This is a genomic window from Streptomyces sp. NPDC089424, assembly GCF_044749345.1.
Classification (GTDB): Bacteria; Actinomycetota; Actinomycetes; order Streptomycetales; family Streptomycetaceae; genus Streptomyces.
The window spans coordinates 374,452-388,687 of the sequence record NZ_JBIVHU010000010.1 but is presented as its reverse complement, the minus strand read 5'-3'; the positions used below and the strand labels follow the sequence as shown (position 1 = coordinate 388,687).

The following is a 14,236-nucleotide window of genomic DNA, read 5'->3' as shown; positions in this document are numbered from 1 at the left end:
CACTGACAACACGGACTGAGCTGGGCAGATGCCCATGGGCCCGCTGGGGCTGGCTCAGCCGGCCGGTGCGCGGGCCGGCAGGTAGGGCGCCGTCGAGGGCAGCCCCAGGTCCGAGGGCAGCAGGGAGCCCATCCAGCAGTCGCGGCGTACGCCGTTGTTGTTCAGGGCCGCCCTCAGGGTGCCCTCCATGGTGAAGCCGGCGCTCACCGCCACCGCGCGGGAGGCGGTGTTGCCCACCTCGGCGCGCCATTCCAGGCGGTCGATGCCCTGGTGGACGAAGGCCCAGCGGGAGGCCGCTCGCGTGGCCTCGGTCATGTAGCCGTTGCCACGATGGTGCCGGGTCAGCCAGAAGCCGATCTCGCCGACGCCGAGGGAGCGCCTGCTGACGCCGAGCATCCCGGCCAGCGCGCCGTCGGGAACGAAGAGCCCGAAGGTGAACATCGAGCCGTTCGCCCAGCCCTCGGGGACGTCGTGTTCCGTGAAGTTCCGGGCGTGCTCGGCGAGGTAGGGCGAGGGGATGGTCGTCCAGCGCTGGATGTCGGGGTCCTGGCACGCGGCGTACACGGCGTCGGTGTCGTCCGGGCCCACGGTGCGCAGCCGGAGGCGGGGGGTGGTGATCGTGACGGGCTCCATCGGCCGATTCTGCTCGGGAGAGCGGGGGAGCGCCATGTCTTTGCCCTGCGTGAGCGAGCGATCACGATTCGCGCAATTCGTCGGCGCGCCGCGGCACCATCCGGCTCTCCCGTCCGTTGTCCCGGGTGAAAGGCATGTCGAAGGCGGATCCGAGCCGGATCCAGGCAGGATCACAGGCAGCATCACAGGCAGAACGAAGGCAGTGAGAAGGCGGTTTTCTCCGGGCAGTTCGACGGCGGATCCGACACGGGGACGCGACTGCGGGCCGTCATGGTCCGGCAGGCCTCCCGGCGTGGCCGGGTCCTCGCATACGATGGCCGTTGCTCAGTACGTCAGAAGGAAACCGACCGTCCCAGGCCCGACCGGCAAGGAGACCAACCCCCGTGTCCGTCCTCTCGAAGATCATGCGTGCAGGCGAAGGCAAGATCCTGCGCAAGCTGCACCGCATCGCGGACCAGGTCAACTCCATCGAAGAGGACTTCGTCGACCTCTCCGACGCCGAGCTGCGGGCCCTCACCGATGAGTACAAGCAGCGGTACGCCGACGGTGAGAGCCTGGACGACCTGCTGCCCGAGGCGTTCGCCACGGTGCGTGAGGCCGCCAAGCGTGTCCTCGGCCAGCGCCACTACGACGTGCAGATCATGGGTGGCGCCGCCCTGCACCTCGGCTACGTCGCCGAGATGAAGACCGGTGAGGGCAAGACCCTGGTGGGCACGCTGCCCGCCTACCTGAACGCGCTGTCCGGCGACGGCGTCCACCTCATCACGGTCAACGACTACCTGGCCGAGCGCGACTCCGAGATGATGGGCCGCGTCCACAAGTTCCTCGGCCTGTCCGTCGGCTGCATCCTGGCCAACATGACGCCGGCCCAGCGCCGCGAGCAGTACGGCTACGACATCACCTACGGCACGAACAACGAGTTCGGCTTCGACTACCTGCGCGACAACATGGCGTGGTCGCAGGACGAACTGGTCCAGCGCGGCCACAACTTCGCCATCGTCGACGAGGTCGACTCCATCCTCATCGACGAGGCCCGTACGCCGCTGATCATCTCCGGCCCGGCCGACCAGGCCACCAAGTGGTACGGCGACTTCGCCAAGCTCGTCACGCGCCTCAAGCGCGGTGAGGCGGGCCAGCCGCTCAAGGGCATCGAGGAGACCGGCGACTACGACGTCGACGAGAAGAAGCGCACGGTCGCCATTCACGAGTCCGGTGTCTCGAAGGTCGAGGACTGGCTGGGCATCGACAACCTCTACGAGTCGGTGAACACGCCGCTGGTGGGCTACCTGAACAACGCCATCAAGGCGAAGGAGCTCTTCAAGAAGGACAAGGACTACGTCGTCATCGACGGCGAGGTCATGATCGTCGACGAGCACACCGGCCGTATCCTCGCCGGCCGCCGGTACAACGAGGGCATGCACCAGGCGATCGAGGCGAAGGAGGGGGTGCCGATCAAGGACGAGAACCAGACCCTCGCCACGATCACCCTGCAGAACTTCTTCCGCCTCTACGGCAAGCTCTCCGGCATGACCGGTACGGCGATGACCGAGGCCGCCGAGTTCCACCAGATCTACAAGCTCGGCGTCGTCCCGATCCCGACGAACCGGCCGATGGTCCGCAAGGACCAGTCCGACCTGATCTACCGCACCGAGGTCGCCAAGTTCGACGCGGTCGTCGACGACATCGCCGAGAAGCACGAGAAGGGCCAGCCGATCCTGGTCGGCACCACCTCGGTCGAGAAGTCCGAGTACCTCTCGCAGCAGCTCAGCAAGCGCGGCATCCAGCACGAGGTGCTCAACGCCAAGCAGCACGACCGTGAGGCGCAGATCGTCGCCCAGGCGGGCCGCAAGGGCGCCGTGACGGTGGCCACCAACATGGCCGGCCGTGGTACGGACATCAAGCTCGGCGGCAACCCCGACGACCTCGCCGAGGCCGAGCTGCGCCAGCGCGGTATCGACCCCGAGGAGCACATCGAGGAGTGGGCCGCCGCGCTGCCCGCCGCTCTGGAGCGGGCCGAGAAGGCGGTGCGCACCGAGTTCGAGGAGGTCAAGGACCTCGGCGGCCTGTACGTGCTGGGCACCGAACGGCACGAGTCCCGGCGCATCGACAACCAGCTGCGCGGCCGCAGCGGCCGGCAGGGCGACCCGGGCGAGTCCCGCTTCTACCTGTCCCTCGGTGACGACCTGATGCGGCTGTTCAAGGCGCAGATGGTCGAGCGCGTGATGTCGATGGCGAACGTCCCGGACGACGTGCCGATCGAGAACAAGATGGTCACGCGGGCGATCGCGTCGGCGCAGTCGCAGGTCGAGCAGCAGAACTTCGAGACCCGTAAGAACGTCCTGAAGTACGACGAGGTCCTCAACCGGCAGCGCGAGGTCATCTACGGCGAGCGGCGCCGCGTTCTGGAGGGCGAGGACCTGCACGAGCAGATCCAGCACTTCATGAACGACACGATCGACGCCTACATCGCCGCCGAGACCGCCGAGGGCTTCGCCGAGGAGTGGGACCTGGACCGGCTGTGGGGTGCCTTCAAGCAGCTCTACCCGGTGAAGGTCACCATCGAGGAGCTCGAGGAGGCGGCCGGCGACCGCGCCGGACTCACCGCGGACTTCATCTCGGAGTCCATCAAGGACGACATCCACGCGCAGTACGAGTCGCGTGAGGGGCAGCTCGGCTCCGAGATCATGCGTGAGCTGGAGCGCCGGGTCGTGCTGTCGGTCCTCGACCGCAAGTGGCGCGAGCACCTCTACGAGATGGACTACCTCCAGGAGGGCATCGGCCTGCGCGCGATGGCCCAGAAGGACCCGCTGGTCGAGTACCAGCGCGAGGGCTTCGACATGTTCACCGCCATGATGGAGGGCATCAAGGAGGAGTCCGTCGGCTACCTGTTCAACCTGGAGGTCCAGGTCGAGCAGCAGGTCGAGGAGGTCCCCGTCGAGGACACCAAGCCGACGCTGGAGAAGCAGGACGCGGTGCCCGCGCAGGCCGGTCCCCGCCCCGAGATCCGCGCCAAGGGCCTGGAGGCCCCGCAGCGGCGGAACCTGCACTTCACCGCGCCGACCGTGGACGGTGAGGGCGGCACCATCGAGGGCGACTTCACCGAGGACGGCGAGCCGGTGCGCTCGGAGGCCGACGGCCTCACGCGTGCCGAGCGTCGCAAGCAGGCGAAGGCCGGGCGGCGCCGCAAGAAGTAGCGCTGTCCGACGTCACAGCCGGACCAGGGGCCGGGTACCCGAGGGGTGCCCGGCCCTTCGGCGTGCCGTGGCCGGGGCGGCGATGCACCAGTCGTGGCACCAGTCGTGGCGCCGGTCGCTGTACCGGTCGCCGTACCGGTCGCTGTACCGGTCGACGTTCTAGTGGTGGCCGGCCCGGGTGCGGGCGCCGCCGAGTTCCACGGCCGTGCAGCGCCAGCGCCTGTCGCGGCCCAGCTCCAGCCGGAAGGCCATGGCGCGCAGGCGGTCGCCGGTGCCGATGCGGACGAAGGCCTCGATGGCGCCGGGGCGGGGCTCGCAGTAGCCGATGTCGCGGATGACGGGGCGTGGGCCGTGCACGCGCAGGGGGCCGTGTTCGGCGAGGTGTGCCAGGTCGTCGTAGGCGGGGCCCGCGGTGTGGCGGAGCATGGCGTGGACGGGCCGCTGACCGCTCAGGACCAGCAGCAGGCGGTCGGCGAAGAGGTCGGTGGGGCGAGGCTGCGGGACGGCCGGGGGCCGCGTGCCGGCGGAGGCAGGGCGGGTGGGTCCGGCGCCCGGGGCGCGGGGTGGGCCACCGCCGGGGCGGCGGGTGTCGCGGCGCGTGGGGGGACGGGAGGCGGGGTGCCGCTGGACTGTCCTGGTCATGACCTTGTTCATGGGGTCCCCGAATCGCCGGGCCCGGCCGACCGATGTCGTACCGAGCGGTAACTTCCTGTTGGGGATCTTGTACGGGGACGTGTCGAGGAGCGGCAAACCGGCGGGGCCGGGGCGGCAGGGTCCGGAGGTTTCACTTATCCGGGTGACGCGAGGGAACGGGGGCCCGTCAGGGCGGGGGCGGGCCGGGTGAATCCCCGGCGTGGGGTGGACGCCTCCTGGCGGGCGGGGAGGGACTCGAAAGGGGACCCCCGCACGTATCCTGAAGGCCCTTCACCTGGGCTTGTGTAGCCCCCTCGGACGGGCTCGTGGAGCCCTTCCGACGGGCTTGTGAGCCCCTCCGACCACGAAAGCGGACAGCCATGCGCGTCTACGTCCCCCTGACCCTCCCCGGTCTCGCCGAGGCGTACAGGACGGGCGAGGTGGGGGCCGGGCCGCTCGTCGCGTACGCCGTCACGCCCGCGTTGCGTGACTGGTACGTCTCCGAGGACACCGAGGAACTGGAGTACGCGGCACTGGGCCAGGCCGCGCTGGCCTCGCTGCGGCTGCTCGCGGCGGACGAGGGGGCGCCGCGCCGGCGGGTCGTGGTCGCCGTCGACGTGCCGGACGGGCGGGTGAGCCCCGGCCCTGAGCGGGGTGCCGACCCGGCGGCGCCGGGTGAGGTCGGGCTCGCCGGTGCCGTGCCGCTGGCCAAGGTGGCGTCGGTGCATGTCGACTCGGCGGACGCGGCGGCGGATGTCGCGGCGGCTGCCGGCGCGGTGCGGGCGGCGGACGGCGGGGACGACGACGCGCAGTCCCTCGTGGACGGGGCCGAGGACCACGAACTGCTCTGGTACGCGACGCAGGAGGTCCCGAACCTGGTGGGGGACGGGAACTGAGGGCGTGCCGCCAGGCCGCCGCCCCCGGGCCGGTGGCGCCCTGCTGACCTGCGGGTGTCCTGGTTGTCGGTGCGGGCGGGTAACGTTTTGCGGCATGGGGATGCAGGGAGCTTCGCACATTGTGTGGGACTGGAACGGCACGCTGTTCCACGACAATGACGCGATCATCGGGGCGACGAACGCGGCGTTCGCCGAGCTGGGGCTGGAACCGATCACGATGGAGCAGTACCGGGCGCTGTACTGCGTGCCGGTGCCGAAGTTCTACGAGCGCCTGCTCGGGCGGCTGCCGTCCGACGCGGAGTGGCTGGTGATGGACGAGACCTTCCATCGGTACTACGCGGAGCACCGGGTGCGGTGCGCGCTGACCGAGGGAGCCGAGCAACTGCTCATGGACTGGGTGGCGGGCGGCCGGAGCCAGTCGATCCTGAGCATGTACGGGCACGAGGAACTCGTGCCGCTGGTCCGGGGGTTCGGGATCGAGACACACTTCCTGCGGGTCGACGGGCGCACCGGACCGTCCGGGGGCAGCAAGGCCGAGCACATGGTGCGGCACGTGGCCGCGCTCGCCGGGGTGGATCCGTCCCGCACGGTCGTGATCGGGGACGCCGCGGACGACGCGGTGGCGGCGCAGCACGTGGGGGCCAGGGCCGTGCTCTACACGGGGGGGTCCCACGGCCGGGCCAGCCTGGAGGAGGCGGGCGTGCCGGTGGTGGACTCGTTGGCGGAAGCGGTCGCTCTGGCGCAGGAGATGGCCGCCTGACCCGGAGGCGGCGCGTCACGCCCCGCCGCCCCGCCTCCAGGGGACCGTCCGCCTCAGGTCACCGGCGCCTTGGCGCGCAGCACCGTGAGGAACTCGCGCATCCAGGCCGGGTGGTCCGGCCAGGCGCGGGACGACACCAGCGTGCCGTCGACCACGGCCTCGGTGTCCTGGAAGGTGGCGCCGGCCGCCTGCATGTCGAGTTCCAGCGCGGGGTACGCCGTGACGCGCCGGCCGCGGAGGCTGTCGACCGCGGCGGTGAGCAGGGGGCCGTGGCAGATCTGGGCCACGGGCTTGTCGGCGTCGAAGAAGGACTTGAGGATCTTGCGGAGTTCGGGGTCGTTGCGGAGGTACTCCGGGGCGCGTCCGCCGGGGATGACCACGGCGACGTACTGGCCGGGGTCGACGTCGGAGAAGGCGAGGTCGGCGTCCCAGGTGTAGCCGGGCTTCTCGGTGTACGTGTCGAAGCCGGGTTCGAAGTCGTGGACGACGAACCGGAGCCTCTTGCGGGTCGGGGCGGCGATGTGGACCTCGTAGCCTTCTTCGAGGAGGCGCTGGTAGGGGTAGAGCACTTCGAGGGACTCTGCCGCGTCGCCCGTGAGGATGAGGATCTTGGCGGTCATGGGGGTTGCTCCCCTTCGAGGTGGCTTTGTGGGTGCGGTCTCCCTGCCAACGTGCCTCGCGGGTGCGGGCTTGCCTAGGGGACGCGCCGGTTTCGGGACGAGTGGTGCGGTGCCGTCCTGCCCGTTACGACGGCTCTCGCCTCCGCGCCCCTGTGCAGAGTGTCAAAGTTCCACCCCCGGTTTTGTACACATACGGCTCATGACGGGCCCCGGGTGAGGAGCGATAGCCTGGTGGCGTGATCAGCGCGATAGTTCGCGGGGACCTCCGTGTCCCTGCCCTGCGCCCGGAGAGCATGGAAGACATCCGTGTCCGGGCGGCGGTCGCTGGTCCTCGCGGGCGGGGCGGGGCTTTCGAAAGCCCCGCGGTACCGCGCACACCCCGGGAGCGGATGCCGTCGAGAGCAGCATCACATGCCCCGGGCGCGTGGGAAATGGCTGATATCCCCCCGCTCATCTCACCTTGCGGCATAGCGTCGGAACGGACCGGACACCCCGCGTCACGACGTCGCGTCGGAAGGCCGGAGACCGTACTTCCTTCTACGTCACGCAACGGCGCGCGACAGGAGCCAGAGGACAATGCAGACCAAGCTGGACGAAGCCAAGGCCGAGCTGCTCGATCGGGCCGCCCGGGTAGCTGAGAACAGCCCGGTCGGGGGGTACCTACCGACTGGGACGACGGAGCACGGCACCCCCGACCGGGCCGCCGTACTCGCGTTCCTCCAGCGCTACTACCTGCACACCGCCCCGGAGGACCTCGCCGACCGCGATCCGGTCGACGTCTTCGGAACCGCCTACTCGCACTACCGGCTGGCCGAGAACCGCCCCCAGGGCACGGCGAACGTCCGGGTGCACACCCCGACGGTCGAGGAGAACGGCTGGACGTGCAGCCACTCCGTCGTCGAGGTCGTCACCGACGACATGCCGTTCCTGGTCGACTCCGTCACCAACGAGCTGACCCGGCAGGGCCGGGGCATCCACGTCGTCATCCACCCGCAGATGGTGGTGCGCCGGGATGTCACCGGACGCCTCATCGAGGTGCTCACCACCCCGCCCACCGGTGAGCTACCGCACGACGCGCACGTCGAGTCCTGGATCCACGTCGAGATCGACCGTGAGACCGACCGGTCGGACCTGAAGCAGATCACCGTCGACCTGCTGCGCGTCCTGTCCGACGTCCGTGAGGCCGTCGAGGACTGGGGCAAGATGCGCGAGGGGGCGCTGCGGATCGCCGAGGGGCTGCTGCAGGAGCCCGTCGCCGCGGATCTGCCGCAGGAGGAGATCGAGGAGGCCTGCGAGCTGCTGCGCTGGCTGGCCGCCGACCACTTCACGTTCCTCGGCTACCGCGAGTACGAGCTGACCGACGACGACTCGCTCGGTGCCGTCCCCGGTACGGGCCTCGGCATACTGCGCGCGGACCCGCACCACGAGGCGGGGGAGAGCCACCCCGTCAGCCCGTCCTTCGAGCGGCTGCCCGCCGACGCCCGCGCCAAGGCCCGCGAGCACAAGCTGCTCGTGCTGACCAAGGCCAACAGCCGGGCGACCGTGCACCGGCCGTCCTACCTCGACTACATCGGCGTCAAGAAGTTCGACGAGCAGGGCAACGTGGTCGGCGAGCGGCGCTTCCTGGGCCTGTTCTCGTCCGCCGCCTACACCGAGTCGGTCCGCCGGGTGCCCGTCATCCGCCGCAAGGTCGCAGAGGTGCTGAGCCGCGCCGGGTTCTCGCCCAACAGCCACGACGGCCGCGACCTGCTCCAGATCCTGGAGACCTACCCGCGCGACGAGCTGTTCCAGACCCCGGCCGACGAGCTCCAGGCCATCGTCACGTCGGTGCTCTACCTCCAGGAGCGGCGCCGGCTGCGGCTCTACCTGCGCCAGGACGAGTACGGCCGCTACTACTCGGCCCTCGTCTACCTCCCCCGCGACCGCTACACCACCGGTGTCCGGCTGCGGATCATCGACATCCTCAAGGAGGAGCTCGGCGGCACCAGCGTCGACTTCACCGCCTGGAACACCGAGTCGATCCTCTCCCGGCTGCACTTCGTCATCCGGGTCCCGCAGGGCACCGAGCTGCCGCAGCTGTCGGACGCCGACAAGGAGCGCATCGAGGCCCGCCTGGTCGAGGCCGCCCGCTCCTGGCTGGACGGCTTCTCCGAGGCGCTGAACGCCGAGGTCGGCGAGGAGCGCGCGGCCGAGATGCTGCGCAGCTACCACAACGCCTTCCCCGAGGGCTACAAGGCCGACCACAGCCCGCGCGCGGCCGTCGCCGACCTGGGGCATCTCGAACGGCTCGACGAGCAGAACAACTTCGCGCTCAGCCTGTACGAGCCGGTGGGCGCGGGCCCCGACGAGCGGCGCTTCAAGATCTACCGCAAGGGCGACGCCGTCTCCCTGTCCCGCGTCCTGCCGGTGCTCAACCGGCTCGGCGTCGAGGTGATGGACGAGCGGCCCTACGAGCTGCGCTGCGCCGACCGCAGCGTCGCCTGGATCTACGACTTCGGCCTGCGCATGCCCAAGGCGCAGACCGGCGCGGACTACCACGGCGACGACGCCCGCGAGCGCTTCCAGGAGGCGTTCGCCGCGAGCTGGACCGGCAAGGCGGAGAACGACGGCTTCAACGCCCTCGTGCTGAGCGCCGGGCTGACCTGGCGGCAGGCGATGGTGCTGCGGGCGTACGCGAAGTACCTGCGCCAGGCGGGCTCGACGTTCAGCCAGGACTACATGGAGGACACCCTCCGCAACAACGTCCACACCACCCGGCTGCTGGTCTCCCTGTTCGAGGCGCGGATGGCCCCGGAGCGGCAGCGCGCCGGGCACGAGATCGTGGACGCCCTGCTGGAGGAGCTGGACGCCGCCCTCGACCAGGTCGCGAGCCTGGACGAGGACCGGATCCTGCGGTCCTTCCTCACCGTCATCAAGGCGACCCTGCGCACGAACTTCTTCCAGGAGGCGTGGGGCGGCCACCCGCACGACTACGTGTCGATGAAGTTCGACCCGCAGGCCATCCCGGACCTGCCGGCGCCGCGTCCGGCGTTCGAGATCTGGGTGTACTCGCCGCGCGTCGAGGGCGTGCACCTGCGCTTCGGCAAGGTCGCCCGTGGTGGCCTGCGCTGGTCGGACCGCCGCGAGGACTTCCGTACCGAGATCCTCGGCCTGGTCAAGGCGCAGATGGTGAAGAACACCGTCATCGTGCCGGTCGGCGCCAAGGGCGGCTTCGTCGCCAAGCAGCTGCCCGACCCGTCCGTGGACCGGGACGCGTGGCTGGCGGAGGGCATCGCCAGCTACCGCACCTTCATCTCGGCGCTGCTCGACATCACCGACAACATGGTGGCCGGCGAGGTCGTCCCGCCCGCCGACGTCGTCCGGCACGACGAGGACGACACCTACCTCGTGGTCGCCGCCGACAAGGGCACCGCCACCTTCTCCGACATCGCCAACGAGGTCGCCCAGCAGTACAACTTCTGGCTCGGCGACGCCTTCGCCTCCGGCGGCAGCGCGGGCTACGACCACAAGGGCATGGGCATCACCGCCCGCGGCGCCTGGGAGTCCGTCAAGCGGCACTTCCGGGAGCTGGGCGTCGACACGCAGACCGAGGACTTCACGGTCGTCGGCATCGGCGACATGTCGGGTGACGTGTTCGGCAACGGCATGCTGCTCAGCGAGCACATCCGGCTGGTGGCGGCCTTCGACCACCGGCACATCGTCATCGACCCGAACCCGGACGCGGCGACCTCGTACGCGGAGCGCCGCCGGCTGTTCGAGCTGCCGCGCTCCTCGTGGGAGGACTACAACACCGACCTGCTGTCGGCGGGCGGCGGGATCTTCCCGCGTACCGCCAAGGCCATCCCGGTCAACGCGCACATCCGCGCGGCCCTCGGCATCGAGGAGAAGGTCACCAAGCTGACGCCCGCCGACCTGATGCGGGCGATCCTCAAGGCGCCGGTGGACCTGCTGTGGAACGGCGGCATCGGTACGTACGTCAAGGCCTCCACCGAGACCCACGCGGACGTCGGCGACAAGGCCAACGACGCCATCCGCGTCGACGGCAAGGACCTGCGGGTCAACGTCGTCGGCGAGGGCGGCAACCTCGGACTGACCCAGCTGGGCCGGATCGAGTTCGCGCTGCAGGGCGGGCGGATCAACACCGACGCCATCGACAACAGCGCGGGCGTGGACACCTCCGACCACGAGGTGAACATCAAGATCCTGCTGAACAGCCTGGTCACCGACGGGGACATGACCGTCAAGCAGCGCAACCGGCTGCTCGCCGAGATGACCGACGAGGTCGGGCACCTGGTGCTGCGCAACAACTACGCGCAGAACACGGCGATCGCCAACGCCCTCGCCCAGTCCAAGGACATGCTCCACGCCCAGCAGCGCTTCATGCGCCACCTGGTGCGCGAGGGCGACCTCGACCGGGCCCTGGAGTTCCTGCCGACCGATCGCCAGATCCGCGAGCGGCTCGCCCAGGGCCAGGGTCTGACCAGCCCGGAGACGGCGGTCCTGCTGGCGTACACGAAGATCACGGTCGCCGAGGAGCTGCTGCACACCTCGCTGCCGGACGACCCGTATCTGCACGGGCTGCTCCACGCGTACTTCCCGAGCGAGCTGCGCGAGCAGTTCCCGCAGCACATCGAGAGCCACCCGCTGCGCCGTGAGATCACCACGACCGTGCTGGTCAACGACACGGTCAACACCGGCGGTACGACCTATCTGCACCGGCTGCGCGAGGAGACCGGTGCCTCGCTGGAGGAGATCGTCCGGGCCCAGACCGCGGCCCGTGCGATCTTCCGCTCGGCGTCGGTGTGGGACGGGGTCGAGGCGCTCGACAACAAGGTCGACGCCACGGTCCAGACCCGGATCCGGCTGCACTCCCGCCGTCTGGTGGAGCGCGGCACGCGCTGGCTGCTGAACAACCGGCCGCAGCCGCTCCAGCTCGCCGAGACGGTCGACTTCTTCGCCGAGCGCGTCGAGCACGTCTGGGCGCAGCTGCCCAAGCTGATGCGCGGCGCGGACCTGGAGTGGTGGCAGAAGATCTACGACGAGCTGACCGACGTCGGCGTCCCGGACGAGCTCGCCACCCCGGTGGCCGGCTTCTCCTCCGCCTTCCCGACGCTCGACATCGTCTCGGTGGCCGACCGCATGGGCAAGGAGCCGCTGGACGTCGCCGAGGTCTACTACGACCTCGCCGACCGGCTCGGCATCACCCAGCTCATGGACCGCATCATCGAGCTGCCCCGGGCCGACCGCTGGCAGTCCATGGCCCGCGCGGCCATCCGTGAGGACCTGTACGCGGCCCACGCGGCCGTCACCGCGGACGTCCTCGCGGTGGGCAACGGCACGGCCACGCCGGAGCAGCGCTTCAAGGTGTGGGAGCAGAAGAACGCGGCGATCCTCGGCCGGGCGCGGACGACCCTGGAGGAGATCCAGAGCTCCGACGCGTTCGACCTGGCGAACCTGTCGGTGGCGATGCGGACCATGCGCACGCTGCTGCGGACGCACTCGTAGGTCCCGTCACGCACATGAGGGCGCCCCGAGCCGTTTCCGGCCCGGGGCGCCCTCATGTGCGTACGGCGGTCAGGACGGCTGAGGCACCTGCGGCGCGGCCGCCTTGGGCTTCGGCTTGGGCTTGGGCTTCGGCTTGTTGTCGCCGGTGAAGGCCTCGTACTCCTTCATGACGTCCTCGGTCGGACCGTCCATGCGCAGCTCACCGCGTTCCAGCCACAGCACCCGCTCGCAGGTGTCACGGATGGACTTGTTGTTGTGGCTGACCAGGAAGACCGTGCCGGCATGCTTGCGCAGCTCGCGGATGCGGGCCTCGGAGCGCTTCTGGAAGGAGCGGTCGCCGGTGGCGAGGGCCTCGTCGATGAGCAGGACGTCGTGGTCCTTGGCGGCGGCGATGGAGAACCGCAGACGGGCGGCCATGCCGGAGGAGTACGTCCGCATGGGCAGGGTGATGAAGTCGCCCTTCTCGTTGATGCCGGAGAAGTCGACGATGTCCTGGTAGCGCTCCTTGACCTGCTCGCGGGACATGCCCATCGCGAGGCCGCCGAGGTGGACGTTGCGTTCGCCGGTGAGGTCGTTCATCAGGGCGGCGTTGACGCCGAGCAGGGAGGGCTGGCCGCCGGTGTAGATCCGGCCGTTCTCCACCGGGAGCAGGCCGGCGACGGCCTTGAGCAGGGTCGACTTGCCGGAGCCGTTGGTGCCGATCAGGCCGATGGCCTCGCCCCGGTAGGCGACGAAGGAGACGCTCTTGACGGCGTGCACGGTCCGGACGCCGGCGGCCTTCTCGGCGTTCTTGCGCCGCAGCATGCGGTTGAGGGCGGCGGTGGCGGAGCCGCGGCCGCCGCCGGTGCCGTTGACGCGGTAGACGATGTCGACGCGGTCGGCGACGACGGTGGGGATCTGCTCGGGAGTGGTCCCGTCGGGGTTCTCAGCCACGGCCGTACGTCTCCTCAGCCTTCCAGAAGTAGATGAAGCCGCCGACCCCGGCGAGCAGGGCCCAGCCCGTGGCGAGCATCCAGACGTGTTCGGGCAGCTGGCTCGCCTTGAAGCTGTCGATCAGCGCGAAACGCATCAGGTCGATGTAGACGGCGGCGGGGTTGGCCTGGAGCACGGGGCCGACCCAGCCGGGCAGGTCGTCGTGGCGGCTGAGCAGGTGGTCGATGCTCCACATCACGCCGGACACGTACATCCAGGTGCGCAGCACGAAGGGCATCAGCTGTGCGATGTCGGGGGTCTTGGCGCCCAGCCGGGCCATGATCATCGAGACACCGGCGTTGAACGTGAACTGCAGGACCAGCGCCGGGATCGCCAGCACCCAGGACGCGGCCACCGGGACGCCGAAGACCAGCAGGATGACGACGAGGGCGGCCATCGAGAACAGCAGTTGCTGGAGCTGCTGGAGGCAGAAGGAGATGGGCAGGGCGGCGCGCGGGAAGTGCAGGGCGCGCACCAGGCCGAGGTTGCCGGAGATGGCGCGGGTGCCGGCCAGGATCGAGCTCTGCGAGAAGGTCCAGATGAACACGCCGGTGACCAGGAACGGGACGTAGTCCGGCACGCCCTTCTTGGTCTGCAGCAGCACGCCGAAGATCAGGTAGTAGACCGCCGCGTTCAGCAGCGGGTTCATGACCTGCCACACCTGGCCGAGCTTGGCCTGGCTGTACTGGGCGGTGAGCTTGGCCGTCGAGAACGCCGCGATGAAGTGGCGCCGCGCCCACAGTTGGCGGACGTACTGGGGCAGCGAGGGGCGGGCGCCGCTGACCGTGAGGCCGTAGCGGGCCGCGAGGGCCGCGAGGTCGTCGACGGCCGGGGCCGAGGTGCGGGCCGTCGTCGGGGGCGGTGCGTCGAGGACCTGGCTCACATCCGCTGCTTTCGGTCGGGGGTGGGGGGTGCGGCGGTGGTCCATGGCAAGCGCCCCGGACGTTTTCCTGCGTGTTTCTTCACGTTTTCTTACGTCGGGACGGGACCGTATCGTCGCAACGCGAGCGTAGGCCTTTCCTA

Annotated in this window: 9 protein-coding genes; 4 read left to right on the top strand and 5 right to left on the bottom strand. The window is 70.0% G+C overall.

Going from position 1 to position 14,236, the window contains the following annotated elements:
* Positions 1-54: 54 nt before the first annotated feature.
* On the bottom strand, positions 55-633 hold the full coding sequence (locus tag ACIP2X_RS34625; RefSeq protein ID WP_401681189.1) for a GNAT family N-acetyltransferase: 579 nt from the start codon (positions 631-633) through the stop codon (positions 55-57).
* Positions 634-1,016: 383 nt separating this feature from the next.
* Between ACIP2X_RS34625 and secA the strand changes: the two genes are divergently transcribed.
* A complete protein-coding gene (gene secA / locus ACIP2X_RS34620; protein WP_401681186.1) occupies positions 1,017-3,827 on the top strand; it encodes a preprotein translocase subunit SecA in 2,811 nt (936 codons plus the stop codon).
* A 159-nt stretch (positions 3,828-3,986) separates the two neighbouring features.
* On the opposite strand, the gene ACIP2X_RS34615 is transcribed toward secA, so the two are convergent.
* Positions 3,987-4,481: an Rv3235 family protein gene (locus ACIP2X_RS34615; RefSeq protein WP_401681183.1), complete on the bottom strand. Its 495-nt coding sequence runs from the start codon at positions 4,479-4,481 to the stop codon at positions 3,987-3,989.
* 359 nt (positions 4,482-4,840) lie between these two features.
* On the opposite strand from ACIP2X_RS34615, the gene ACIP2X_RS34610 reads away from it, so the two are divergent.
* Positions 4,841-5,356: a DUF6912 family protein gene (locus tag ACIP2X_RS34610; RefSeq protein WP_401681180.1), complete on the top strand. Its 516-nt coding sequence runs from the start codon at positions 4,841-4,843 to the stop codon at positions 5,354-5,356.
* A gap of 94 nt (positions 5,357-5,450) precedes the next feature.
* On the top strand, positions 5,451-6,116 hold the full coding sequence (locus tag ACIP2X_RS34605) for an HAD family hydrolase (protein WP_401681177.1): 666 nt from the start codon (positions 5,451-5,453) through the stop codon (positions 6,114-6,116).
* A gap of 53 nt (positions 6,117-6,169) precedes the next feature.
* On the opposite strand, the gene ACIP2X_RS34600 is transcribed toward ACIP2X_RS34605, so the two are convergent.
* Complete coding sequence (locus tag ACIP2X_RS34600) at positions 6,170-6,736, bottom strand: DJ-1/PfpI family protein (protein WP_401681174.1); 567 nt, start codon at positions 6,734-6,736, stop codon at positions 6,170-6,172.
* A 576-nt stretch (positions 6,737-7,312) separates the two neighbouring features.
* Here ACIP2X_RS34600 and ACIP2X_RS34595 point away from each other — a divergent pair.
* Complete coding sequence (locus ACIP2X_RS34595) at positions 7,313-12,241, top strand: NAD-glutamate dehydrogenase (protein ID WP_401681171.1); 4,929 nt, start codon at positions 7,313-7,315, stop codon at positions 12,239-12,241.
* A 69-nt stretch (positions 12,242-12,310) separates the two neighbouring features.
* Here the strand turns inward: ACIP2X_RS34595 and ACIP2X_RS34590 are convergent, their stop codons facing one another.
* A complete protein-coding gene (locus ACIP2X_RS34590) occupies positions 12,311-13,174 on the bottom strand; it encodes an ABC transporter ATP-binding protein (RefSeq protein WP_401681169.1) in 864 nt (287 codons plus the stop codon).
* Positions 13,167-14,096: an ABC transporter permease gene (locus ACIP2X_RS34585; RefSeq protein ID WP_401681166.1), complete on the bottom strand. Its 930-nt coding sequence runs from the start codon at positions 14,094-14,096 to the stop codon at positions 13,167-13,169. Before ACIP2X_RS34585 ends, ACIP2X_RS34590 begins: the two co-directional genes overlap by 8 nt.
* Positions 14,097-14,236: the final 140 nt, after the last annotated feature.